Raw genomic sequence first — 24,368 nt, forward strand, 5'->3', positions numbered from 1 at the left:
ACATCGCTCGCGGGCGGGCCCGACGCACCAGCCCGGCTCCACCCTGCACGTCAGGACCAAGTCGGCCGATCAGGTGCCGATCCCGCGATTCTGCGTAGTCCCTTCGAGTAATGCGTTACCCATAAAGGGCGAACCGTGACAATGGGTGCGGGGGGTGGAAGGAAGACCGACGGGAGAGTGGTGCATGCCCCTGCGGAGGCGTAAGGCGCAGCTGAAGGCCCGGGCCGGGCAGGCGGCGGTCAGTGGATACGGTGCGATGGATGCGCGCCTGCCCATCAGCGAGCCGGCCAGGCAGTTGCTGCGCAAGGCCTTTCCCGACCACTGGTCTTTTCTCCTCGGCGAGATCGCCCTCTACTCCTTTGTGGTCCTGCTCCTCACCGGCGTGTACCTCACGCTGTTCTTCGACCCGAGCATGATGGAGAGCGTCTACACCGGTTCCTATGCGCCCCTTCGGGGCGTGAGGATGACGCAGGCCTACACCACCACCCTCGATATCAGCTTCGCCGTGCGCGGGGGCCTGCTGATCCGTCAGGTCCACCACTGGGCGGCACTGGTGTTCGTCGCCGCGATCGCCGTCCATATGCTGCGGATCTTCTTCACCGGCGCCTTCCGCAAACCGCGGGAGGCCAACTGGATCGTGGGCGTGACACTGTTCGTACTCGCGCTCCTCGAGGGATTCGCGGGCTACTCGCTGCCCGACGACCTGCTGTCCGGTACGGGCCTGAGGACGGCGGCCACCATTGTGGGGTCGATCCCTGTCGTCGGAACGTATTTGGAGCTGTTCGTCTTCGGCGGACAGTTTCCGGGCAATGACGTGATCCCCCGTCTGTATCCCGTGCATGTCCTGCTCGTGCCCGGCCTGATCGTGGCGCTGATCACCGCTCATCTCATCCTGGTGGTCTACCTCAAACACACGCACTGGGCAGGTCAGGGGAAGACCAATGAGAACGCCGTCGGGTCACCGGCGTTTCCTCACTTCACCGCGAAGACCACAGGTTTCTTCCTCATGGTGTTCGGCGTACTGACCTTGTTGGGCGCCCTCGCCCAGATCAACCCCGTATGGAACTACGGCCCCTACCGCGGCGACCAGGTTTCCGGTAACGCACAGCCGGACTGGTATGTCGGGTTCCTGGAGGGCGCGCTCCGGCTGATGCCGCCATGGGAGACCGACATCGCGGGCCACACCATCATGTGGAATGTGTTCATTCCGGCGATCGTGCTGCCAGGCGTGGTCTTCACAGTGCTGTTCCTCTATCCCTTCTTCGAGAAATGGGTGACGGGCGACCGCAGGGAACACCATCTGTGCGATCGGCCGCGCAACCGGCCGACCCGTACGGGGCTCGGTGCGGCGGCCATCGTCTTCTACGCCGTTCTCCTGGTCGCCGGCGGCAACGACGTCGTCGCCTTCTCGTTCAGGGTTTCGGTCGAGGCCATGACCTGGATCCTCAGAATTGCGCTGATCACCGGTCCGCTCCTGGCCTTCGCGCTGACCAAACGCCTCTGCCTGGCCCTTCAGATGCGGGACCGCCGCCGACTGACCGAAGGTGAGGAGACCGGCCAGGTGACCCAGTCGATGAACGGCGACCTCTCGGAGAGCCACCGCGGCCTGAGCCCGACAGCCCGCTACCGCATCCTGATGCGTGATGTCCCGACGCCCCTGGAGCTCCCCGCGGAGGGCCCGATCTCGCGTCGGCGACGGCTTCGGTCCGTACTGAGCGGCTGGTACTACGGGGACCGTGTGGAACTGCCCGCCACGGACGAGCAACGGTCCCGGATCGCCGAGCGGACCGCGCCGCCGGAGCCGGTCCGCGAGCCAGAGGACTGAGAACCGTCCTCAGTCCTGGGCGCGCGCGTATTGGAAGACCATTCCGAACACCCCTGACAGGACCACGCCCAGCCCGATCAGGAAGAGCCACAGACCGAACACCACACCGAGAGCGAGCACGGCCATCCCCGTGGCTGTCAGCGACGGCCAGATGCTGTGCGGGGAAAAGAAGTCCACCGGACCGGACCGCTCATGGATGTGCCCGTCCCCGCGGTCCTCGGGGCGCAGTCCCTTCCTCCGGTAGTTGGTGGCGAAGAAGAACGTGACCAGCGACGCCATGAGGAACGAGATGGTAAGAGCCGTCGTGCCTGTCGGGTCCCGGGACCACACGGCGTAGAGAACATCGGTCACGAGAAAGAACCCCACGACTCCGGCGAAGAGAACGGCCTCGGTCTTCATTCGCCCGACTCCTCTGCGGCGCCCGATGTGGAGTGGGACCCGCCTCGGCCGAGGCCCGGCTTCTCCGGCGCGAGGGGGTGGTGCAGGTCGAAGGCCGGCGAGTCGGAACGTACGCGAGGCAAAGCCCGGAAATTGTGCCTCGGTGGCGGGCAGGAGGTCGCCCACTCCAGGGAACGGCCGAACCCCCACGGGTCGTCCACCTCGACCTTCGGCGCGAAACGGCTGGTGTGCCACACGTTGTACAGGAATGGCAGTGTCGACAGGCCCAGCAGAAAGGAGCCGACGGACGAGATCGTATTGAGCACGGTGAAGCCGTCCACCGCGAGATAGTCGGCGTAACGCCTGGGCATTCCGGCCTCACCCAGCCAGTGCTGTACCAGGAAGGTCAGCTGAAAGCCGACGAACAAGGTCCAGAAATGAAGACGTCCGATGCGTTCGTCCAGCATACGTCCGGTCAACTTGGGCCACCAGAAGTAGAAGCCGCCGAACATCGCGAAGACCACTGTTCCGAAGAGCACGTAATGGAGGTGGGCGACGATGAAGTACGAATCGGTGAGATGGAAGTCCAGCGGCGGTGAGGCGATCAGCACTCCACTGAGGCCGCCGAGGAGAAAAGTCACGAGGAAGCCGATCGCCCAGAGCATGGGTGTCTCGAAGGAGAGACTGCCGTGCCACATGGTGCCGATCCAGTTGAAGAACTTGACACCGGTGGGCACGGCGATGATGAACGACATGGCGGAGAAGAAGGGCAGGAGAACGGCTCCCGTCACGAACATGTGGTGGGCCCAGACAACCGCCGAGAGCATGGTGATGCTGATCGTTGCCATCACCATTCCGAAATACCCGAACATCGGCTTCCGGCTGAACGTCGGAATGATCTCGCTCACCACTCCGAAGAAGGGCAACGCGACAATGTAGACCTCGGGATGGCCGAAGAACCAGAACAGGTGCTGCCACAGCAGCGCCCCGCCATTCGCGGAGTCGAAAACATGCGCCCCGAACTTCCGGTCGGCCTCGAGGGCGAGCAGGGTGGCAGCGAGCACCGGAAACGCGAGCAGTGCGAGGATCGAGGTAAACAGAATGTTCCAGGTGAAGATCGGCATCCGGAACATGGTCATACCCGGGGCGCGCAGACAGACGATCGTAGTGATGAAATTGACTGATGCCAGGGTCGTACTGATCCCCGACAGCACCAGGCCCATGGTCCAGAGGTCTCCGCCGGCACCGGGCGAGAAGACGGCACTGTTCAGCGGAGCGTAGGCGAACCAGCCGAAGTGTGCCGCGCCGCCGGGCACCACGAAGCCGGACACCACGATGATTCCGCCGAAGAGGAAGAGCCAGTAGGTGAGCGCGTTGAGGCGGGGGAAAGCGACGTCGGGCGCGCCGATCTGAAGCGGCATGATGGCGTTCGCGAAGCCGCCGAACATTGGCGTGGCGAACAGCAGCATCATGATGGTGCCGTGGATGGTGAACAGCTGGTTGTACTGTTCTGCGCTGACGATCTGAAGTCCTGGCCGGGCCAGCTCCGCTCGTATGAGCATGGCCATCACTCCGGCCAGCAGGAAGAACCCGAACGCGGTGACCATGTAGAGATTGCCGATGACCTTGTGGTCCGTGGTTGTCAGCCAGCCCATGAGCCTCACACCGGCACTGATGCGCTTGGTGGCCACCGGCTCGGCCGACGCGGCTTCCTGTACGTCCTGCGCCATCGGTTATCCGTCCCTCCCGGTTGACTCGATGGTGGAGCCTGTCACCATGGACGGCCCGTACGACTGGCGGTGACACCTCGAATTTCACCAGTTCACCGATGCTCTGATCGGGTGTCCCAGCCTCCCGCAGCGTCCGGGATGCCCGCCGGTCATGGGCCGGACCGTCGTCACGTCTGTTTTGACGCAGCCCAGGTGCTGGCGACGCGGGGCGTACGCCGGTGACCATGACGTCGAGCAGGTGGCCGGCCCGTCGCTCCGTTTCTGCCCCCTGCTCAGTGCCGCCCGCGACTCCGTTGGCCAGGTCGAGGAGGTCGAGAATCGTGACGTCGTTCCTGGCCGTACCCGCCTGCTGTGCCCGGAGGAGGAGGGCTCCAGCCGCCGCACGTCACTGATCGTGGCGCGCTTCGACGTGGCGTCCGGGCTCGCCAGACTCTTCGGACAACACCACGGCCGGCCCGCTGTGTTGCTGTGCTGCACCATCGCACGCGGTCAGCCGGATAAAATGTGTTCATCTGGGTAATGGCGGTGCAACGGCAAGGGGGCGGTCCAGTGGTGGACGGTGCGGCAGGGGCCGGGGCACTCCGGTGTCGCGGCGTGTGTCCGGTGCGGGCGTCCGGTCGTTCCGGGTGCGGCTGCGTCGAGGGACGGCACTGAGCGCCGAAGGCCCTCGCCCGTCCGGCGTCGTGCTGGATGCGGCAGAGGTATCCCTGCTCACGTTCCTCGGTCTGGAGCCGTTGGAGGACGCCGTGTACCGGCTCCTTGTCGACCGGCCCGACAGTGAACCCGCCTCGCTCGCGGGCGAGTCGACGGGGCGCGTCGAGGAGGTCGCGCGTGCCCTCGATGTCCTGGTGGAACGCGGTCTCGCCAGCGCCCGGCCTGCCGGCGGCGCCGTTCTGCGCCATCGGGCCTCCTCGCCCGTGCTCGCTCTCGGCCCGTTGCTGCGAATCCCGTCGGGCGGCCTTGCATCGCGTCGAGTCGCTCGTGACGACCCTGGCCGAACGGCACCGTTCCGCTCAGGCCCACGCCTCGGGAGCGCCCATCGAGGTGCTGTCGGGGGCGGCAGCGATCCGGCGCAGGCTGCTGCTGATGCAGGATCAGGCCACCATCGAGGTATGCAGCATGATTCCGCTGCGTGATTATCACGCGTTGATCACCTTCGAGGACAACCACGACGAGATCGAAGACGTACTGATGCGGCGCGGGGTCGCCATCCGGGGCGTCGTCGAGCGCGACTGGCTGGAGCGTCCCGGAACAGCCGCGACCATGGCCACCTAGGACGGCAAGCAGTCGTCCGTCCGCTTCCAGCAGAAGCGCAACGGGGTGCCGGTCTTCGGCGCCGAGTACGCCGTGCAGACCGAGGCGGCGGACGGCGGTCAGAGCGTCACCTCCGCCACAGGCACCCTGTACACGGACCTGTCGGTCTCCGCCACGCCGAGCGTTTCCGAGGCCACCGCCGAGAAGCGGATGTTCTCCCTCGACGGAAAGCTGTCGCGGGTCAAGGACGCCAAGACCGAGGGGCACGGTCTGAGCGTCCTGCCGGACGCCCGAGGCGGCAAGCTGGTCTGGCACTTCACCGTCACGGGTGCCCAGGCCGACGGCAGCCTGGTGCGCCAGGAGGTGTACGCCGACGCCAACATCGGCGGCATCGCCCTCTCATACAACAACATCGACGCCGCGGACGCCGCGCCGGCCAAGGGCAGGGGTGCGCGCGTGGACGGCTCCGAGGCGGAGCTGGACATCAACAAGGAGGCGGGCGGGTCTTACACGCTCGTCGACTCCACCCGGGACATGTACGCGCGGACCGGCGGCCAGATACGCACGTATGACGCCCAGCGCAAGAGCTACTCGCTCGTGGCGGGCGGTCCGGTCACCGAGGACATTCCCCTGGCTACCTCCGCGAACGACCGGTTCGAAGCCACCAACACGTCCTCCGGCGCAGTCGACGCACACCTGAACGCCGCGAAGGTCTACGAATACCTCAAGGACAAGCTCGGCCGTGACGGTGTCGACGGCAAGGGCGGCACGATCTATTCCGTCGTCAACGTCGCGAACAACGGCAAGGACTACGCCAACGCCTTCTGGGACGGCTCCAAGATGGTCTACGGCCACATGGAAGGCGTGCCGCTGTCCGTGGGCCTGGACGTGGTCGGCCACGAGATGACCCACGGCGTCACCGAGCACTCCGCCGGGCTCATCTACCTGAACCAGTCGGGCGCCCTCAACGAGGCGATCTCCGACTACTTCGGCAACGCCATGGAGACCGCCGACAAGGGCGTCACGATGAGCGACCCGACGTCCGGCCTCATCGGTGAATACCTCTGCAACGGCACGAAGCCGCTGGAGGAGTGCGCGCTGCGCGACCTCGACGACGGCCGCAACGCGCAGACGGACTACGAGCCCATCACGCTCGACATCGACAACGGCGGCGTGCACTCCAACTCCACCATCGTCGGTGGCGCGCTGTGGGACATCCGCAAGAACATCGACGCCGGCCCCGCCGACCGCATCATGTACCGGGCGGCCCAGAACTCCTCACCCCGCTGTCCGGCTTCACCGACATGCGCAACGCGGTTACCCTGGCCGCGAAGTCCCTGAAGGTCGCCGCGGCCGACCTCGACGCCATCGGCCGGGCCTTCGACGACCACGGCATCGAGCGGGGCTGGGAGCAGAAGTCCGGCACCCACGACGGCACCACCATCGGCGCCGATGTCCTGCCCGCCTACGAGGTCTACAGCGGCATCGACGAGCAGGCCGCCCTGATCAGTGGCGATGTCTACGCCGTTGGCCACGGTGACGCGATCGCCTGGGGCCAGGGCAGCGCCGCCTTCGGTATCACGGTCGGCCGCTTCGGCAAGAAGCCCCAGCACGAGCTGGCGCAGTCGGACGCCTACCTGATGGACCCGTCCCTCGACGACGAGCGTGTCGTCTTCACCCGGATCTCCGCCGCCGGTGTCGGCATCTACCAGGCCGGAGAGAAGGGTCAAGGCGCGATCAAGAAGCTGGTCGACACCCCGGACGCCGACGAGACCGAGCCGGTCACCGAGAACGGCGCCCTCGCCTACATCAGCACCACTGCCGACGGCGAGCAGGACGTCATGCTCCTGAAGGCCGACGGCACGACGGTCAACGTGACGCCCGACGCCGGCACCAAGGCCTCGCGCCTCGCCATGAAGAATGGCACCATCGCCTGGGCCAGCGGCGACGGGACGTACCTGTACGTCTACGACATCGCCACAGGGACGACCCAGAACAAGCGGATCCCCGGCTTCCTGTTCAACAGCATCTCGGACATCCAGCTCACCTCGGACCGCGTCTTCTACCGCATCAGCGGCGGGTTCCTGATCCCGAGCACCACCATCGGATCGACGCCGGCCGCAGACGTGACCCAGATGAAGAGCCTGACCTACCCGAAGAGTCTGTACGTCGCTCAGTTCTCGGTCAGCGACGAGTACTTCGCCTACTCGACGTACGACATCTGGGGCGTTCTCGGCGCCTGGAACGGTCCGACCAAGGTAAAGGTCTCCACGACGGCGGACGTGCTGGCCGGGCTGAACAACTTCAGCCTCGCTTCCTGCTCCTCCGGTTCGCAGCTGGCCCCGTCGCTCGGTGACGGACAGCGGATCGTCTGGCTGGACACCACGGCCGCTGCGACGGACGTGGTGACGCGCGGGACGTTCGCGGGCACCTGCGAGTAAAATCCGCCACGCGCCGGAGGTGGTCACCGGATCTTGCGGTGACCACCTCTTGGCGTACGAGCAACGGAACGCTCGCCAACTTCATGGCGACGACAGCGCGTACCAGAACTGCGACGCCGCTCGTGCGCTGCCTTTCGACGAACCGTAGCGCTCCGGCAGGTCAGATCGTTCACAGTGACACATGGTCCGGCCGGTGTTCTCCGGCGATCAGAGCGCCGGAGAACACCGGCCGGTGTGTTTAGCGGGGCCGGTTACATGGGGTCCATGTTCTGGTTGCCGCCGCGGCCCTCCTGCTCGCTCTGCTCCTGCAGTCGGCGGGCCTGGTCCGTCAGCCGCTTACGCTCCTTCGGGTCCGAGGTGCGTGCGGCCTCGTCCTTCATCTCCTGCGCCTTGGCACGCATCTGCTGGGCACGGCCGGATTCACCTGCAACGCTCATGATCACTCCTGGATCTGTCGGGAAGAGCGGGCCTCATCAGCGAAACAGCGCCCCGGCACCCACGCATCTCGAACAGTCACCCACTGCTATCCCCACAGCTCAAGCCCGCCCCGCTCGTATGCCGGGGCGTGTCTGCCCGTTGCATCCTGTGCCGGCATCGCCCGAGCAAACCCTCGGCAGGTGGATTACCCGGTCGCGGTCCGGCCGCCATCGTCGTGGGCAGGAAGGCGCGAGTGAGGACAGGGTGTCGCGGCATCCGGCCGAAGTGGTTCCGGGCAGTGGAACCTACGAGTGTGACTGCGGTGGTGAGTACCACCGGAGTACGGACGTGAAGGGGCACCTCTTCCCACCACTGTCGTCCGGACAACCGCCGACGCATTGGGGCGCACACAGCACGTTCAGCCGTAATCGGTTGGGCAAGTTGACCTGTACGCCGACACGCCAAGCCGCAGTGCCGTCATTTCATTTCTCGTGAACACCCACCGCGACGCCGAGCACCAACTGCTGCTGAAACAGATCGACAAACGCTGTCGCTGGAAGTGAACAAAGCCAGCCTGTGATAACGGTCATCTCTGCCAGAGATGAAAGGGTAGATAAAAGGCCAGGGGAATCACAGCAGACGCCCTGCGATTCCACATTCAGCGAGCGGTCAAAGTCCTCCAGTGCGCGATGGCGGGCATTGCCGCCAGGTACGCACCGAACCAGCATGAATACCGGCGAATAAAGGATGCGATCCGGGCCCCGGATGTTTGCGGAAGACGCACTCCAAACGCCCGAAGTGAGGATCACCGGCACGATCCGCCGCCCGTGCACCACAGTGCACAAGGTCTGTTCCCGCAGCGCACAGCCTCTGTGCTGCTCTGCGTGCGCGCCTTCGGGCGGCTATGTTCATTTCGTCAGTCAAAGTGCGAGTCGCGATGGCAGTGGCGCTCGCACATGTCCCAGGTCGTCAAGGAGATCGACCGGGGACGAGCTTCGGTTCTTACTCGATCTGACGCATCCCCTATGCGTATGGCGAACACGTGGTGGATCCCCGCAACAACACGCAATGCGCAGAGGTGTGGTCGTGGAGCAGCAGAGGTGTAGTCGTGGAGCAATGGACAAGGCGCGAGGACAAACGGCTGCTCACCGGCCGAGGTCGCTACGTCGCCGATATCGAAGTGCCGGGTTGCCTGGACGCTGTGTTCGTGAGAAGCAAAGTTGCCCACGGCACGCTGCGTGAGCTGGATTGCGCCGCCGCGCGGGAGGTGCCCGGCGTGGTGGGGGTCTGGTCTGCTGCGGACCTCGCGGAGATGCCCCCGTGCGTGCAGGCGGCCGTCCACCTGCAAGACCTGCCTCCGGTGCCGCACACGTTGCTTGCGAAGCTGTCCACGGAGGAGGCCGTGGCGGGCCGAGAGTGGCCGGCGCTCGTGAAGGACCGGGTTCGGTACCCGGGCGAGGCGCTGGCAGTGGTATTGGGCGAGGACCGCTACCGGGCCGAGGACGGGGCTGCCGAGGTCACCTTCCGGATCGATCCGCTGCCTGCGGTGGTGACGACGTCCGCCGCATCGGGCGACTCTGTTCGTCTTTTCGACGGCCTGAGCAACATCGCTCTGCAGGGGGAAACCGGCGAGCCGATCGAGGACTCCGTCTGGCAGGAGGCGGCGGCTGTGGTGGAGGGCCGGTACCGCCAGCAACTACTGATGCCCAGTCCCATGGAGTGCAGGACGATCCTCGCCGTGCCCGAGGGAGACCGGCTGACGGTTTGGGCGGGGCACCAGATGCCCCATCGGCTGCGCCGGGAACTGGCCGCACTGCTCGGTTGGTCGGTCGACCGGGTGCGCGTGGTGGTGCCGGACACCGGGGGCGCCTTCGGGTCGAAGAGCGCGGCGTTCCCGGAGTTCGTCGTGGTCGCCTATTTGGCGGTGAAGCTCGGACGGCCCGTCCGATGGATCGAGGACCGTCTGGAGTCCATGCTGGTCGCGACCCGGGGCCGGGGGCAGGACCAGCAGGTCCGGCTCGCCGCCGACGCCGAAGGACGGCTGCTCGCCTACGAGTTGAAGATTGATGCCGACGTCGGTGCCTATCCGCACCTCGGGGTCGGGCTGCCGATGCAGACGGCCTGGATGGCGACGGGTCCGTACACCACTCCCCGCGTCCATGCGACCCTCCGTTCCGTGCTCACCAACACGATGCTGACGTACCCCTATCGGGGCGCCGGTCGGCCCGAAGCGGCGATCGCGCTCGAACGGTCGATGGACGTACTGGCCCGCCGACTGGGCATGGACCCGGCCGAACTGCGGCGACGCAATTTCATCCCGCCCGAGGCCTTCCCGTACGACACACCCACCGGCCGGCGCTACGACAGCGGGAACTACGCCGCCGCCCTCGACCTGGCCCTTGAGACGCTCGACTACGACAAGTGGCGTGCCGAACAGGCCCGGCGCCGCAGCGACCCGGACGCCCTGCCGCTGGGGATCGGCCTGTCCTGTTACGTGGAACGCTCCGGAGGTGAACCGGGCGGACTGCACGAGTTCGGCAGCATCGAGGTATACGAGGACGGCACCGTCACTGCCCGGTGCGGCGCGGCCCCCAGCGGCCAGGGCCACGAGACGGTCTTCCCCGCACTGGTCGCCAAGTCCCTCGGCGTGGACGAGGGGCGGGTGCGGCTCGTGGAGGGAGACACGGACGAACAGCCCGAAGGACTGGGCTCCTTCGCAAGCCGTTCGGCACAGGTGGTGGGGGCGCTGTTGCAGCACGCCTCGACCCTCCTCATCGAGGAGGCCCGGGGGCGGGCGGCGACGCTGTGGGAGATGCCGGTGGACGAGGTGGCCTGGTCCGACGGCGCGGTGCATGCCGCCAGCGACGGCTCGGCGGCCATGGACCTGGGTGAACTGGTGAAGGCCACCGGGCCGCTGCGGGTGGACGACCGGTTCGAGTCGGGCATGGCATTCCCGTTCGGTGCCCACGCCGCCGTGACCGAGGTCGATCCGGAACTGGGCACCGTGAACGTACTGCAGGTGGTGGCGGTGGACGACTGCGGAGTGGTACTCAACCCCATGGTGGTGCACGGGCAGGCCTTCGGGTCGGCCCTGCAGGGCATTGGCCAGGCGCTGTACGAAGGCCTCACGTTCGACGAAAACGGCGTGCCCGCGCTGGCCAACGGCCTGCTGGACTATCTGCTGCCGACGTACACCGAGGTCCCGCCCATCGAGCTCAAAGACACCTGCACACCCAGTCCCAGCACGCCACTGGGCGCGAAAGGGGCGGGAGAGTCGGGCTGTATCGGGACTCCGGCCGCGATCGTCAACGCCGTGGCCGACGCGCTGCACATCGCCGACCCCGACCTACTGCAGATGCCGCTCACCCCGGACGTGGTGTGGCGAGCGGCCCACGCCCCGAAATTCGAGGGGGAGGTCCGGTGAAGCCCGCTGCCTTCGACTACGTCGTGCCGCGCACGGTGCAGGAGGCCGTTGACGCACTCGGCGACGCCGGGCGGAAGGCCCAGGTGCTCGCCGGCGGACAGAGCCTCATCCTGGAGATGCACCTTCAGCGCATCCGCCCAGAACTGGTGGTCGACATCAATCGCATCGCCGAGCTCGACCACATGGGCGTGGACGACAGCACGCTGCGCGTCGGCGCCCTGATCCGCCACCGGGTCTTCGAGTCGGCAGAGGCTGTCCCGGGCCCGCTCGGCACACTGCTCTCCCGCGCCGTCGTCAACATCGCCCATCCGCCCATCCGCTCCCGCGGAACCATGGCGGGCAGCTTCGGCTGGGCACACCCCGCCTCGGAGTGGTGTGCCATCGGCGTCGCCCTTGATGCCGTCGTCGAACTGCGGGGCCCCGAGGGGGTGCGCGAAGTCGCGGCCGGTGACTACTTCCACGGTCCGTACCAGACCGCGCGCCGACCGCAGGAACTCATCACCTCTGTGCGCCTCCCGTTGCTCGGCGACGACACCGGGGTCGGTTTCATCGAGCACCGGCGCACGCACTTCTGCTTCGCCCAGGTGGCCGTCGCGGCGACGTTGACCGTGCGGGACGGGGTGATCAGCGAGGCGAGGATCGGACTGGTCAACTCAGCCGACAGGCCCGTGCGGGCCCGCGCCGCCGAGCAAACGCTGATCGGCGCCGAGGTCGGCTCACCCCCGACGGGGTACCGGCTTCCCGACAACCACCCGTTCGCTCAGGCCGGCCGGATCGCCGCGGAACAGGACGCCGCGCCCTTGGCCGAGCCGTTCGCCGATGTCGAGTACAAGCGGCAAGCCATCGCGGTCCTGGTCGGCAGAACGCTGAGCGAAGCGGCCGCAGACCAACGATCGCGGGTGGCCGCGCTCAAGGAAGGCCACTGATGAAGATCACCCTCACCGTGAACGGCCAGGACTACCCACTCGACGTGGAGCCACGGCGCATCCTCGCCGACGTGCTGCGGGAGGACTGCGGCCTCACGGGCACGCACCTCGGTTGCGAACACGGGATCTGCGGGGCGTGCACCGTGCTGGTGGACGGGGAGGCCGTCCGATCATGCCTCATGTTCGCCGTGCAGTGCGAAGGCAGTTCGGTGCGCACCGTGGAAGGGCTCTCGGGACCCGACGGCGAGCCACATCCGCTCCAGCGGGCCTTTTCCGCGGAACATGCCCTGCAGTGCGGCTTCTGCACACCGGGTTTCCTCATGGTGGCCGCCGGGGCGCTGGAGTCCGACCCCACCATCGGTGACGATCCGGAGCGCGTCGAAGGTCTGGTCGGTTCGAACATCTGCCGGTGCACCGGCTACGAACCCATCCGACGCGCGATCACTCGCGCTGCCAAAGGAGCAGCAGCGAACCACTACCTGACAACTCCGCGTGCCGCGGGAGACCGCGGCACCCGTGATCAGCCGTCCCCCGTGGAGGACGGTCGAGGAGAAGAAGATGGCTGTAACCGGTGACATTCGCGCGGGAATCATCGATGTCCACGCGCACTGGCTGCCGCGCGAACTGCTAGCCCTGCCGCCGGGGAATCCGCTCGGAGGCATGAATGACCGCGACGGTGAACTCTTCCTCGGAGACATCCGGTTGACGTTCCCGACCGCGGCGATGACCGACATCGAAACCATCGTCGCCGACACCGTGAAGGCCGGCGTCGGTACCCGCGTCATCTCGGCACCACCCTTCGCCTTCCCCGTCCACGCGCCCGCCGAGGCGGACGACTACATCGCCTCCTACAACGAACAGCTCGCCCAGGCCGTGGCCACCACCGACGGAACACTCGTCGGACTCGGACTGGTGCGCCTGGACGACGTGGATGCCGCCCGACGGGAGCTGACGCGACTGGCGAAGACGGAGGGCGTCGCCGGCGTCGCCGTCCCGCCTCTCGTGCAGGGCAGGTCCTACGGCGACGGCGTCATGCGCGAGGTGCTCGCTGTCGCCGCGGAGCTCGGTCTCGCCGTGCTGGTCCACCCCATGCAGTTGCCGCGGCCCGAGTGGGAGCACCACTATCTGGTCAACCTGATTGGCAACCCGGTGGAGACCACGACCGCCGTGGCGTCGGTGCTCCTGGACGGCGTCATGGAGGAACTGCCGAACCTGCGGATCTGCTTCGTCCACGGCGGAGGCTGCTCGCCGTCCCTGATCGGGCGGTGGGGACACGGGTGGCGATCACGCGACGATGTACGTCAGGGAAGCAGCCGCCCGCCGGCCGAATCGTTCACTCAGCTCTACTTCGACACGATCACCCATGACCCCGAGGTACTGAGGCTGCTCCGCTCCCACGCCTCGCCGGACCGGATCCTGTGCGGAAGCGACTACCCCTTCGAGATGGCCCAGCCGGACCCTGTCGGCTTCCTCCTGGACAACGGAATCGACGCCGCGACGCTCGAAGCCAACGGCCGCGTGTTCCTGGGCCTGACGCCCACCGCCGAGCTAACTGCCCGAACCTGACAGCCCATCGGGAGAACTTCCATGCGACAACTGGCCCCACGTCTGCTCGAGTGGCACGCGTCCGGTGCCCCCTACGCCGTCGCCAGCGTCGTGTCTGTACGAGGCAGCGCGCCCTTGCAGCCGGGGGCGGCCCTGTGTGTGCACGCCGATGGCACGGTTGTGGGCAGTGTCTCGGGAGGCTGCGTCGAAGGAGCGGTGTACGAACTGGCGCGAGAGACGCTGTCCTCGGGGCAGCCGCAGCTCGCAAGCTTCGGATACTCCGACGACGACGCGTTCGCCGCCGGACTGACCTGCGGGGGAGAGATCGATGTCTTCGTGCAGGCTGTGGAGGGGGAAACGGCTCGTGTCCTTGCTGCCGGGCACCGGGCTGTGGGAGCCGAGCGGCCGGCCGTCGTGGCACGGGTGATGACCGGTGCCGACGGCCAGATTGGACGAACGATCGTATTGCTGGAAGACCGGCACCTGGGGAATACCGGACAACCAGGCCTGGATGACGTTGTTTTGGCCGATGCCCGCATGATGCTGGGCCTCGACGACACCAGGGTGGGGGTGTACGGCACGGGCGACTCCACTGATCCACGGGAGACCCGTGTTCTGATCGAGTCATGGTCGCCCCGCCCTCGGCTGCTGGTTTTCGGCGCCAATGACCACGCCGCCGCTGTGGCCGAGATCGCGGCGTTTCTCGGGTACCGCGTCACGGTGTGCGACGCACGCCCGACTTTCACCACGCCGGAGCGATTCCCTTCCGCCCACGAAGTGGTGGTCGACTGGCCACACAGATACCTGGCGGCCGCGGAAACCGATCGCCGAACAGTGGTGTGCGTCATGACCCACGACCCGAAGTTCGATGTGCCCCTGCTCGTCGAGGCACTGCGCAGACCGTTTGCCTACGTGGGTGCACTCGGCTCCCGTCGAACGCAGGCGGCTCGCGTCCGAGACCTTCGTGAGGCCGGTGTGCCACCCGCCGCACTGGCCAGGTTGCGTTCGCCCATGGGCCTCGACCTGGGCGCGTCCACGCCGCAGGAGACCGCCGTGTCCATCGCGGCCGAGCTCATCGCCGTACGGCACGGCCGCAGCGGGCGAGCGCTTTCGGTAATCGACGGCCCCATTCATTCCGAACGGCACCCCAGCGACGCTGTTCCCGTCCCCTGAGGTGACCGCCCGCCCTGTCTACCGAACTTGGCACGATTCAGAGGGATCTGGTGTTTACCATGCGTGAGAAGACCGCGTTCAAGGCACTGGTCATCGGCGGATCCGTCGGCGGCTTGGCGGCCGCACACGAACTGCGGTCCATCGGCGCGGAGGTCGCCGTGTACGAGCGTTCCGCCGGCAGGACACAACCCCGCGGCGCCGGAATCGTCATGCAGCCGGAGGTCGAGGCGCTGTTGACCCGTCTGGGAGTAACGGCGCGATCGGTGAGCGTGGAACTGTACGAACGCCAGCAACTACATATCCATGGCAAAGCCACACGCTACGTCGCCCCGCAATTGATGACCGCATGGGACACTCTCTACCGCGCACTACGGGAGCCACTCACGAACGTGTGCTACCGCCTGGACAGTTCCCTCAAGAGCGTACAAGTCGAAGGTCACGACGTCACAGCCACCTTTGCCAACGGGTATACCGCACATGGCAACTTCCTCGTCGGCGCCGACGGGATCGGCTCCGCCACACGCACACTGCTCGATCCTTCTACTGAAACCACCTACGCCGGCTATGTCGCGTGGCGCGGGCTGGAACCCGAGTCCGATCTTCCCGACGATCTTCTTGAACTTCTCTCGGGCCGATTCACGTTCTTCGGCGCGAGCGGCATGCAGCTGCTTTGCTATCTGGTACCGGGCCCCAACGGAGAGTGTGAGGAAGGTTCACGACGCGTCAATTGGGTATGGTACGTGAATACAGCCCAGAAAAATCTCCCGAGACTCCTCACCGGTAGTTCCGGAAAGAGATTCGCCAATTTTCTTCCGCCGGGCGAGTTGACGCCGGAGATCACCGCTGAGCTCTTCGCCCTGGCGGCCGACTCGCTCCCGCCGCAGTTCGCCGCCCTCGTGCGCCTGTCCCATGTCTTCATGCAGCCAGTATTTGATCTCTCGCCCTACCGCATGGTCGCCGATCACGCGGTGTTGCTCGGCGACGCCGCGGGCACTGTCCGACCCCACACCGCGGCGGGAACATCGAAGGCGTTCGGTGACGCCGCCGGGCTTGCCTATGCCATGAATGGATGGGCACCACCTGAAGTTCTGCCGGCCAGAAGCCTCGAAGACTGGGAAGCGCAACGGCTCGCGCACCTGGTTACCTTGTCGAGGATGGGGATGCAGTTGGCTTCAAGTTCTTCACTCGGCACAACCATCGGCCGCCAGTTCCTGTCCTCTACGTGAGTGCGGGGCGCCGAAGGCAGGAGCGGCGCGGTGGGACGCGCGCGACCGTGCGGGGCACAAGCGTCGGCGTCCAGCACCCCCGGCCCCATGCCTCCTGTGGGGAACCACAGTCTCTGAGGCACTGTCACGTTGGCGGGCGGCGTGGGAGGATCCTCGAAGTTGATCACGCTGGAGGGGGATCGTCCGTGGTGAGCGCGTTGCCGTCGTATAAGAGGTCTTTTTCTCCCGGTGTTTCATCCCAGGACGAAACGCAATCCACGGGATGAAACACCGGGAGAAAAAGACCTCTGAGCGCATGGCCGACCTCGTCGGTGAACTGTCCATGAGGGACGACGACTTCCGCCGTTGGTGGGGAGACCACCACATCGCCACCCGAAGCAGGGGCAACAAGGTCCTGCACTACCCGTCGCCGGCGAGCTGATGCTCGACTGGGAAGCCCTCACCTGCGTCACCGACCCCGACCCGCAACTCGTCGTCTGTACCGCCAAACCCGGCACCCCCTCCCAGACGGCCTACGCATCCTCGCCTCCTGGGCCGCGGAGCGCCCCGAGCCCATCTCCCGGTCGACCGATTGACAACCAGCACGCCGCCGGGGGCGCGTCAAAGGGGGCATTGGCCAGGGGCGGGGCATAGGCGATGCGGTGGGCGATCTCGTGGGGGCAGATGATGCTCCGGCGGGCCAGGACCCGGTGCGCTCGGTCGGGCCCGTGCCAGGGGCGGTGCTCCGCGCGGGCCCAGTCGTAGACCCGCGGGCCGTGGGCTCCGGCGCCGCACGAGCGGCGCTTCCACTCCGGTCTCTGGCGGGGATGCCCGACTCGGCCGCGAACCGGCGGGATCGCGTCGAGCAGCGGCAGCAACTGGGTTCACACGAACCTCCGCAGCCGCTTGAGCACCGAGCGTATTTCTACTCCAGCAGCTTTCACCTGGTGCAGTAGCTTGCCAACGCCGCCTGGAATCACCAGCTGCCGCGCAGCAGAGCAACCGGAGGGTCACCAATGCCCCGAGAGGCGCCGTACCTTGCAGTAGCCGACGCACTGCGCGCACGGATTCTCGCCGGAGAGTGGGAGATCGGGGAGCGCCTGCCGTCCCGGGCGCAGCTCGCCGAGGAGTACGGGGTCGGGCGCAACGTCACGCAGAGGGCCATGGACCGCTTGATCATCAAGGGCCTCCTCGAAGGACGCGCGGGTTCGGGCACCTACGTCCGCATGCCGCGCGAGCGCCTGCGGATGGTCCGCTCGCGGCAACGCGAACGCCGGGACGGCTCCCCCTCCCTCGCCGGTATGAAGGAGCGGGGCAAGGCCAGCGCCTGGGATTCGCACAGCCAGACGCGGGTCCCCGCTCCTGAGGCAATCGCCGAGCGGCTCGCCATCAGCCCCGGAGACCTCTGCGTCAACACGCACTACGAGTTCCTTGCCGACGGCCAACCCGTCCAGCTCTCCGAATCCTGGGAGCCGATGGCCATCACGGACGGAACGCCGATCGTACTGCCCGAGACGGGCCCCCTCGCGGGAAAGGGGGTGGTTGAGCGCATGCGCTCCATCGGCGTGGACATCGAGACCGTGGTCGAGCTGCCGCGCCCGGCTCGTGCCACCCAGGCACAGGCGAACCTACTGGGGATCAGCGTCGGGGACCTGGTGCTCCAGATCGAGCGGACCATCTACGACACCGGCGGACGTCCGGTGGAAACCGCCGACATCGTCATTCCGGACGTGCGCCGGGAAGTGGCCTACGAGTTCGTGGTCGACCAGCCGTAGCCGTTGAAGCCAGTGGAGCCACATTTCAAATTCGACAGTAGGTGACTCGAATGTCAATACGCTTCCGACTCGGGCTCCTGCGCGATCCGGACTTCGGGCGGCTGTTTGCCGCCACCGCGCTCGGTCAGTTGGGCGATCGCGTAATATTTCTTGCTTTGCCTCTCGTTGCGATCGTGGCATTGAATGCTGACGAGTTCCAGGTTGGATTACTGGCCGCCATGACCACGGCAGGCTCACTCCTGGTCGGACTACCGGCAGGCGCGTGGGTGGACCGTATACAGAAACGATCAGTGATGATCAGCACCGATCTCGCGAGGGCGGTGGCCCTCTTGACGATACCGGTGGCGTGGTGGTCGGAGTTTCTGACGATCTGGTGGCTCTACGCAGTCGCGTTGGTTCATGGAGTGCTGACAGTCTTCTTCGAGGTCGCGTACGTGAGTTATCTGCCGCACCTGGTGGGACGCGGCAATCTCGTTGAAGGAAACTCAAAACTCTCGGCGATACGCTCGGTAACCAGTATCAGTGGACCAGTGATGGCAGGGCCGCTCGTCGGCTGGCTCGGAGCCCCTGTAACGCTTTTGGTGAGTTCGGTCGGGATGGCGATGTCGGGTCTGCTCGCGACCGGTATCCGCAAATGCGAACAGAAGCCGGAGTCGAGTGAGCACCCTCAACTGTTCCGAGAGATCAAAGAGGGGTTGAAATTTGTTCTCAAGCATCCCGTCCTGCGTGCAATCATCCTGGGGGATGCGATATTCAACCTCTTCCTGGTCATGTATCAAACCATGTTGCTGGTCTTCTTGGAGAGGGAGATGAACCTCGAGTCCTTCGGCATCGGCCTCATTCTGTCGGGAATGGGCTGTGGTGCCCTGCTGGGCGCGCTGTCGGCAACCCGGGTCTCGAAGCGGGTCGGGCAGGGTCGGGTCATCTGGCTCGCACCACTTGTCACCTGTCCGCTGACAGTCCTGATGCCGTTGGTGCATCCGGGGCGGAGCGTGTATGTGGCTGCGCTCGGACTCGCGTCCCTCTCTCTGGGCGGAGTCATCCGCTTTGTGGCTCAATCAAGCTTCCAACAGACCCTCACACCAGATCGGCTCTTGGGCCGGATGAGCGCGACAGCCCGGTTCGTGTCCTGGGGCGGTATTCCGCTCGGCGGGCTTCTGGGGGGAGCTTCGGGCGCTGTGTTCGGAGCAAAAGCTACATTGTGGATCGGTGCCGCCGGCATGACGTTGAGCATTATCCCGTACCTCCTGTCACCGCTTCGAAGCATGCGCGAATTGCCCAAGGGAGAAGATCCCGAGCTTGTGCGTTGAGGCATACAACGGCTGACACCATGAGGTGGATCGGCCATGATGGCCATGTCCGGCAGGGGCGTCGAGCGTTCCGTCCGGTGTGGGGATGCCGTCGTGGATCGTGGCGGATGAGCTGTGGGAACGGCGGTGAGCCGTGGTGTGATGGCGCCGTGAGCCGCGCAGCAGAGGAGACCAACCGCCGCATGCTTCGGGCGCGGGATGCGATGGACCGCGCCTACGCGCAGCCGCTGGACGTCCCGGCCCTGGCCCGGATCGCCCATGTGTCCCAGGCGCACTTCACGCGCACCTTCCGGGCCACGTTCGGCGAGACGCCGCACCGCTACCTGCAGCGTCGCCGTGTCGAGCGTGCGATGTTCCTGTTGCGGGAGACCGACCGGAGTGTGACGGACATCTGCTTCCAAGTCGGCTTCGGCAGCCCGGGAACCTTCAGCCGCACATTCCGCGACATCGTCGGCCGGTCACCGAGGACGTACCGTAAGGAAGCGGCGGCCACGAGCGTACCGACGTGCTTCACGATGGCGTGGATGCGGCCGAGTCCTTGAGCGTCCGCACTGCCCGCACCGTCCGTCCATCGAGCAGTTTTGGATAAGTTTTCGTCCGGCTCGCCCGGTAGCGTGATGCGCATGTTCAACGCCATTACGCACTCGCAGATATACGTCCTCGACCAGGACGAGGCCCTTGACTTCTACGTCGGAAAGCTTGGTCTGGAGGTCAGCGCCGACGTCGATCTGGGCTTCATGCGCTGGCTGACCGTCAGCGTCCCGGGTCACCCGGAGCGCCAGATCCTGCTGGAGAGGCCGGGTGCCCCGGCGATGTCCGAGGAGACGGCGCAGCAGGTCCGCGAGCTGGTGACCAAGGGAGTGATGGGCGGCTCGCTCATCTTCAGCACGGACGACTGCCGCAAGACGTACGAGACGCTGGTGGGCCGGGGCGTCGAGTTCACCGAGGAGCCCACCGATCGTCCGTACGGAACCGACTGTGGCCTTCGCGACCCCTTCGGCAACAGCATCCGCTTCACCCAGCCGAAGGCCTGAGGGCTGTCCTACGGGTTACGAGAGGAGCCGGAGCCGAATCACGGCAACGGTAACGGTGCTGTGAAAGGCATGGGTGGCCGGTCTGCGACGGTAGTGCGGTGCCTGCGCCGCAGCCGCAGACCGGCCAGGCCGACCTGGCGCATGGCCCGGCCAGTCTTCCTGTGGATGACGCGCTCGCCGTACTCGCGACGTTCCTCCTCCAACTCGTAAACCTTCTTGCGCAGGCCACGTTGTCCGCCTTCAGCGGCGTAAGCGGCTCCGCCGGCACGACATGTCCGTTCTCAGATCATCAAGATCCACGTCTCGGGTGTCCAAGATCCGGGGCCAAGGCCCGTGCGGGCGGCCCCTGCTCAACTGGCTGCCCCGGTATGGGCGTACTGGCCTGGGGTGATGCCCAAGACCCGCTTGAAGTGCCGGGTGAGGTGGGACTGGTCGTAGAAGCCGGTGGCGGTTGCTACCTTGCCCGGCGCCTGCCCGTCGAGCAGCAGACGGCGGGCCAGGTCGACGCGGCGGGACGTCATGTACTGGTGGGGTGCGATGCCGAAGGCGGCGCTGAAGGCACGCACGAGATGTGTGGGGTGGGCGTGGACCAGGCGTGCGGCTTCGGCCAGGGTGATGGCTTCGAGCAATCGCTCGTCGAGGAGGTCGCGCAGGTCCTGGGCGACACCGCGGTCGGGCCCCGCTCTGCCGACGGCCAGCCTGGGGCGCAGGTGCTCGCGCAGGCGCTCGCTGATGAGGGCCAGACGGCTCTCCGCCTCGAACTCGTCGCCCCGGTCGGTGAGGGCTGTGTGCAGCTGTCCGACGCGTCTGCGCAGGACGTAATCGGTGAGGTCCGGGCCGTCCACCGCCGGACCGATGAAGCGCTCGTCCAGCTGCGACATGTCGAGATAGAGAACGCGCTTGCGGAAGCCGTGAGGGGTGGCAGGTGAGCCGTTGTGCGGGACCTGCGGCGGGAGCAGGCTCACGGTGTCGTTCGGGGTGGCGCGCTCGTGGCGGTCCAGGTCGTAGCGGACCGCGCCGTCGTCGACAATCAGCAGGGTCCAGGCGTCGTGGACGTGCATGGGGTACGCGTGCTCGGTGAAGTGGGCGTGGAAGACCTCCACGACACCCGTGACCGGCGGGCGCCAAGCGGAGATTTCCTGCCGGGGCATCATGCAAAGAACGTACAAGACGGAGAAGGCAGAACCCTGGAGTCTCGAAGCATGAGAACCAAGGATGAGACCGAGACGGAGACCGGGGTCCGGGGCGAGACCGGTGCGGGCGATGAGAGCGTGGCTGTCCGCTTCGACACGAAGATCGCCGTACTGCTGCGCGACGACCTGGAGCCCTGGCAGCGGCTGAATGTGACCGCCTTCGTGGTCAGCGGGCTCGGCACGGCATCCCCGGAGGTGATCGGCGAGCCGTACATGGACGCCGACGACACTACGTATCTGCCGATGTTCCGCCAGCCCGTACTGGTCTTCCAGGGGACGAAGGAGACGCTGACCACTGCGCACGGTCGTGCGCTGTCCCGCTCGCTGCCGAGAGCCGTGTTCATCTCGGATCTGTTCAGCACAGGCAACGACCGGGACAACCGGGCAGCTGTACGGGCCGTGGGCAAGGACCAGCTCGATCTGGTGGGGATGGCCGTCTACGGACCGCGCAATGTGGTGGACAAAGTCCTCAGGGGTGCGAGGATGCACCCCTGAGCAGCACGACCTCACCGACCGGCAGTCGGCGTGTTCTCACGCGCAGGATCCGGCAGTGGCTGTGTCCTTGCCGGTACCCGGCGGGATCGACCGCACGGCCCATGTGCCGGCTGCTGCGACGAGTCCTCCGCGTACGCGGCCTGGTACCGGGCGGCCGCGCTCCTCGCCGCCGCAGAACACCGGCTGACCGCCTCGCCCGCACAACGGAGCAGACACATGAGCAACCAGCACACCATTGGCTGGGACGACGCGACCTGGCTCAACCCTCCCCTGGACGCCGTCAGCGACAGTGCCGGACTGCTGGTCACCACCCGGAACCGCAGTGACTTCTGGCGCACCACCAGTTACGGCTTCATTCGGGACGACGGGCACGCGCTGCTGACCACCCTGCCGGACACCAGTGCCATCGAAGTGACCTTCGTCGCCGACTTCGAAACCCTCTACGACCAAGCCGGCCTCATGGTCCGTGTGGACGAGCAGACGTGGATCAAGGCCGGCGTGGAAATGACGGACGGCGTCCCACACCTCGGCGCCGTCGTCACCCGCGGCCAATCCGACTGGTCCCTGGCCCCCGTGCCCGACTGGAACGGACATCACATCACCGTCCGGGCCAGCCGCGACGGCGACGCCGTGACGATCCGGGCCCGCCGCGACAACGACCCTTGGCGCATGGTCCGGCTCGCCCCACTCCCACCCGAGGCAGCAGCATCAGCCGGCCCCTTCTGCTGTTCCCCACAGCGAGAGGGCCTGAAAGTGCGGTTCACCGGCTTCTGTCAGGGGCCGGCCGACGCATCACTCCACGAGCCGACCGAGGCGTAGCAGGGGGTCAACACGAACCTGGCACCGGAATGGCCTCCGGCTCGGAGCAAGCCCGTTCCTGCCGCGCGACTTTTCATGTGCGCGGGCAGGGCCCGGAATACTTCGTGACTGTCGGCGGACATTCTGAACTCAGGATCGCTGATGACTCATTGCTCTCTGGTGATGGGCGGTCTCGCCATGTAGTGTCACCGGCAGATGTCGTGGTTCGCAGTACCTGCCCGCGCTCCGGCGCGGGCACTTTGCTGTGCAGTGCCTGAGAACCAGGGCGATCACCTCCGGGTCCGCGCGGTGCGGATCCGACTATCGACTGAGAGGCACCGGCATGGCCAGCGGAACCGTCAAGTGGTTCAACTCGGAAAAGGGCTTCGGCTTCATCGCTCAGGACGGCGGCGGCCCCGACGTCTTCGCGCACTACTCCAACATCAACTCCACCGGCTTCCGTGAGCTCCAGGAAGGCCAGGCCGTCACCTTCGACATCACCCAGGGCCAGAAGGGCCCGCAGGCGGAGAACATCACCGCCGCCTGATCCGGCGACAGGCACCGCCAGGCCCCCGGATATCCACTCCGGGGGCCTGGCACATCCCGATCGGCCCCATCGACGGGCCACGGGCCGCGGCGTGCAGACCGCCGACAGGACTCCGGGCAGAAGACCCGGAGCCCGGAGCCGCCGCATGCTGCCCTGTTCAGTCGCGCGCTGAGCGCACAGGCGCCGGCCGCCGATCCTCAGCGGCATGCTGGTCCGCGCCCCGGCGAGCCAAGCCGCTGGTCAGAGAACACCCCCTCGGATAATCCGGAAGCACGGAGCGCAGACGGCTTCTAGGATCACGAGCAGGGTGGGGCTGTAGCGCAGTGGTCGTCGCGCCTTCACGGCATGTAGGAAGACGCCGGTTCGAATCCGGTCGGCCCCACCCAACGCTTCATGGTCAAACCCGCGTCTGCTCGTATGCGGTCGGGTGTTTGAGTCCGGGGCTGGTCGTCGTTACGTAGCGCCGGGCGCTTCGCCGTTCTCCTCGTTGAGGAGGACGGCGAAGGGACCGGCTTTCTCTGTGCGGGACGCCGTCGGTGTTGGTGGTGCAGATCTTGTCGAAGAACGCCTGGTCGAAGGGGCGCCGGACGGGGTCGGGAGCTTGCCGGCAGTCGGCCGGGAAGTCGAGGCATTCGTCGAATGCTGTTTGTGCTTCGGCGCAGTTCGCGGTTGCGGCGTCGAGCCGGCCGGCGATGCGGTGACGGAGCGGCGTGGGCCAGCGCGGGGGGAGGCCGGCACCAGCGCGGCCGGGGCCGAGCGATGGTCGCCCCCTTGAGTCATTTCCGCGCCCCACGGGCCGCCGATCGCCTGACGCTCCTCAGTCCTCGATCCCGTCCGTCGGTCGCTGTGCCGTGTGTCGGTCAACCTGAGCGCGTGTCGTGGTGCAGCCACGGTACGG

Annotated in this window: 22 protein-coding genes, 1 tRNA gene and 5 pseudogenes; 21 read left to right on the forward strand and 7 right to left on the reverse strand. The window is 66.6% G+C overall.

All coding sequences use genetic code 11. From position 1 onward, the window contains the following. The first annotated feature begins 184 nt into the window (after positions 1-184). Positions 185-1,825 carry a cytochrome bc complex cytochrome b subunit gene (locus NRF20_RS41845; protein WP_398629317.1) on the forward strand — a complete coding sequence of 547 codons (1,641 nt, stop codon included), beginning with the start codon at positions 185-187 and terminating at the stop codon, positions 1,823-1,825. Between the two features lie 9 nt (positions 1,826-1,834). Here the strand turns inward: NRF20_RS41845 and NRF20_RS41850 are convergent, their stop codons facing one another. From NRF20_RS41850 to NRF20_RS41860, 3 genes and pseudogenes are all read right to left on the reverse strand, one after another. Further along, positions 1,835-2,224 carry a cytochrome c oxidase subunit 4 gene (locus tag NRF20_RS41850; RefSeq protein ID WP_398629316.1) on the reverse strand — a complete coding sequence of 130 codons (390 nt, stop codon included), beginning with the start codon at positions 2,222-2,224 and terminating at the stop codon, positions 1,835-1,837. Then, on the reverse strand, positions 2,221-3,858 hold the full coding sequence (gene ctaD, locus NRF20_RS41855; protein WP_398629500.1) for a cytochrome c oxidase subunit I: 1,638 nt from the start codon (positions 3,856-3,858) through the stop codon (positions 2,221-2,223). The genes NRF20_RS41850 and ctaD overlap by 4 nt, the downstream gene beginning before the upstream one ends. A 292-nt stretch (positions 3,859-4,150) precedes the next feature. Beyond that, a pseudogene (locus NRF20_RS41860) lies at positions 4,151-4,303 on the reverse strand (TetR/AcrR family transcriptional regulator); the annotation flags it as partial. Between the two features lie 611 nt (positions 4,304-4,914). Between NRF20_RS41860 and NRF20_RS41865 the strand changes: the two are divergent. From NRF20_RS41865 to NRF20_RS41880, 4 genes and pseudogenes are all read left to right on the forward strand, one after another. After that, positions 4,915-5,208, forward strand: a complete 294-nt coding sequence (locus tag NRF20_RS41865) for a hypothetical protein (protein WP_398629315.1) — start codon at positions 4,915-4,917, stop codon at positions 5,206-5,208. A 21-nt stretch (positions 5,209-5,229) separates the two neighbouring features. Continuing rightward, positions 5,230-5,307: pseudogene (locus NRF20_RS41870) on the forward strand (hypothetical protein); the annotation flags it as partial. A 90-nt stretch (positions 5,308-5,397) separates the two neighbouring features. Then, positions 5,398-6,528, forward strand: coding sequence for a M4 family metallopeptidase (locus NRF20_RS41875; RefSeq protein ID WP_398629499.1), 1,131 nt, complete (start codon positions 5,398-5,400; stop codon positions 6,526-6,528). Further along, positions 6,492-7,628, forward strand: a complete 1,137-nt coding sequence (locus NRF20_RS41880) for a hypothetical protein (RefSeq protein WP_398629314.1) — start codon at positions 6,492-6,494, stop codon at positions 7,626-7,628. Before NRF20_RS41875 ends, NRF20_RS41880 begins: the two co-directional genes overlap by 37 nt. Positions 7,629-7,879: 251 nt before the next feature. On the opposite strand, the gene NRF20_RS41885 is transcribed toward NRF20_RS41880, so the two are convergent. Both NRF20_RS41885 and NRF20_RS41890 read right to left on the reverse strand, forming a co-directional pair. Further along, positions 7,880-8,065 carry a DUF6381 family protein gene (locus NRF20_RS41885; protein ID WP_398629313.1) on the reverse strand — a complete coding sequence of 62 codons (186 nt, stop codon included), beginning with the start codon at positions 8,063-8,065 and terminating at the stop codon, positions 7,880-7,882. 462 nt (positions 8,066-8,527) lie between these two features. Further along, on the reverse strand, positions 8,528-8,881 hold the full coding sequence (locus NRF20_RS41890) for a hypothetical protein (protein ID WP_398629312.1): 354 nt from the start codon (positions 8,879-8,881) through the stop codon (positions 8,528-8,530). A gap of 371 nt (positions 8,882-9,252) precedes the next feature. On the opposite strand from NRF20_RS41890, the gene NRF20_RS41895 reads away from it, so the two are divergent. From NRF20_RS41895 to NRF20_RS41930, 8 genes and pseudogenes are all read left to right on the forward strand, one after another. Next, positions 9,253-11,469 (forward strand): xanthine dehydrogenase family protein molybdopterin-binding subunit, encoded by a 2,217-nt coding sequence (locus NRF20_RS41895; protein ID WP_398629311.1) that lies wholly within the window; start codon positions 9,253-9,255, stop codon positions 11,467-11,469. Continuing rightward, positions 11,466-12,395: an FAD binding domain-containing protein gene (locus NRF20_RS41900; protein ID WP_413754263.1), complete on the forward strand. Its 930-nt coding sequence runs from the start codon at positions 11,466-11,468 to the stop codon at positions 12,393-12,395. Before NRF20_RS41895 ends, NRF20_RS41900 begins: the two co-directional genes overlap by 4 nt. Beyond that, complete coding sequence (locus NRF20_RS41905) at positions 12,395-12,970, forward strand: (2Fe-2S)-binding protein (protein ID WP_398629309.1); 576 nt, start codon at positions 12,395-12,397, stop codon at positions 12,968-12,970. The genes NRF20_RS41900 and NRF20_RS41905 overlap by 1 nt, the downstream gene beginning before the upstream one ends. After that, on the forward strand, positions 12,954-13,961 hold the full coding sequence (locus NRF20_RS41910; protein WP_398629308.1) for an amidohydrolase family protein: 1,008 nt from the start codon (positions 12,954-12,956) through the stop codon (positions 13,959-13,961). The genes NRF20_RS41905 and NRF20_RS41910 overlap by 17 nt, the downstream gene beginning before the upstream one ends. Before the next feature lie 21 nt (positions 13,962-13,982). Continuing rightward, positions 13,983-14,204: pseudogene (locus NRF20_RS41915) on the forward strand (XdhC family protein); the annotation flags it as partial. Positions 14,205-14,366: 162 nt separating this feature from the next. Beyond that, on the forward strand, positions 14,367-15,113 hold the full coding sequence (locus NRF20_RS41920) for an XdhC family protein (protein ID WP_413754677.1): 747 nt from the start codon (positions 14,367-14,369) through the stop codon (positions 15,111-15,113). 59 nt (positions 15,114-15,172) lie between these two features. Then, on the forward strand, positions 15,173-16,339 hold the full coding sequence (locus NRF20_RS41925; RefSeq protein ID WP_413754264.1) for an FAD-dependent monooxygenase: 1,167 nt from the start codon (positions 15,173-15,175) through the stop codon (positions 16,337-16,339). Between the two features lie 292 nt (positions 16,340-16,631). Then, a pseudogene (locus tag NRF20_RS41930) lies at positions 16,632-16,914 on the forward strand (transcriptional regulator); the annotation flags it as partial. A 48-nt stretch (positions 16,915-16,962) separates the two neighbouring features. Here the strand turns inward: NRF20_RS41930 and NRF20_RS41935 are convergent. Beyond that, a pseudogene (locus tag NRF20_RS41935) lies at positions 16,963-17,151 on the reverse strand (IS701 family transposase); the annotation flags it as partial. A 183-nt stretch (positions 17,152-17,334) separates the two neighbouring features. Between NRF20_RS41935 and NRF20_RS41940 the strand changes: the two are divergent. The 4 genes from NRF20_RS41940 to NRF20_RS41955 all read left to right on the forward strand — a co-directional run bounded on the left by NRF20_RS41940 (position 17,335) and on the right by NRF20_RS41955 (position 20,437). After that, on the forward strand, positions 17,335-18,093 hold the full coding sequence (locus NRF20_RS41940; RefSeq protein WP_398629305.1) for a GntR family transcriptional regulator: 759 nt from the start codon (positions 17,335-17,337) through the stop codon (positions 18,091-18,093). A 50-nt stretch (positions 18,094-18,143) separates the two neighbouring features. Further along, positions 18,144-19,403, forward strand: a complete 1,260-nt coding sequence (locus NRF20_RS41945) for an MFS transporter (RefSeq protein ID WP_398629304.1) — start codon at positions 18,144-18,146, stop codon at positions 19,401-19,403. A 149-nt stretch (positions 19,404-19,552) separates the two neighbouring features. Next, positions 19,553-19,945 carry a helix-turn-helix domain-containing protein gene (locus NRF20_RS41950; RefSeq protein ID WP_398629303.1) on the forward strand — a complete coding sequence of 131 codons (393 nt, stop codon included), beginning with the start codon at positions 19,553-19,555 and terminating at the stop codon, positions 19,943-19,945. 81 nt (positions 19,946-20,026) lie between these two features. Further along, the gene (locus NRF20_RS41955; RefSeq protein WP_398629302.1) at positions 20,027-20,437 is read left to right on the forward strand and encodes a VOC family protein; all 411 of its coding nucleotides are present in this window, start codon (positions 20,027-20,029) and stop codon (positions 20,435-20,437) included. A gap of 350 nt (positions 20,438-20,787) precedes the next feature. Here the strand turns inward: NRF20_RS41955 and NRF20_RS41960 are convergent, their stop codons facing one another. Next, a complete protein-coding gene (locus tag NRF20_RS41960) occupies positions 20,788-21,591 on the reverse strand; it encodes an AraC family transcriptional regulator (protein ID WP_398629301.1) in 804 nt (267 codons plus the stop codon). A 48-nt stretch (positions 21,592-21,639) separates the two neighbouring features. On the opposite strand from NRF20_RS41960, the gene NRF20_RS41965 reads away from it, so the two are divergent. The 4 genes from NRF20_RS41965 to NRF20_RS41980 all read left to right on the forward strand — a co-directional run bounded on the left by NRF20_RS41965 (position 21,640) and on the right by NRF20_RS41980 (position 23,852). Further along, entirely contained in the window at positions 21,640-22,125 is a 486-nt protein-coding gene (locus tag NRF20_RS41965) for a DUF2000 family protein (protein WP_398629300.1), read from the forward strand. A gap of 216 nt (positions 22,126-22,341) precedes the next feature. Further along, positions 22,342-22,944 carry a DUF1349 domain-containing protein gene (locus NRF20_RS41970; protein WP_398629299.1) on the forward strand — a complete coding sequence of 201 codons (603 nt, stop codon included), beginning with the start codon at positions 22,342-22,344 and terminating at the stop codon, positions 22,942-22,944. A 322-nt stretch (positions 22,945-23,266) separates the two neighbouring features. Continuing rightward, positions 23,267-23,470, forward strand: coding sequence for a cold-shock protein (locus NRF20_RS41975; protein ID WP_015613078.1), 204 nt, complete (start codon positions 23,267-23,269; stop codon positions 23,468-23,470). 309 nt (positions 23,471-23,779) lie between these two features. After that, a tRNA-Ala gene (locus NRF20_RS41980) sits at positions 23,780-23,852 on the forward strand. The last annotated feature ends 516 nt before the right edge of the window (positions 23,853-24,368 follow it).

This window comes from Streptomyces sp. R-74717 (assembly GCF_047305335.1).
GTDB lineage: Bacteria > Actinomycetota > Actinomycetes > Streptomycetales > Streptomycetaceae > Streptomyces > Streptomyces atratus.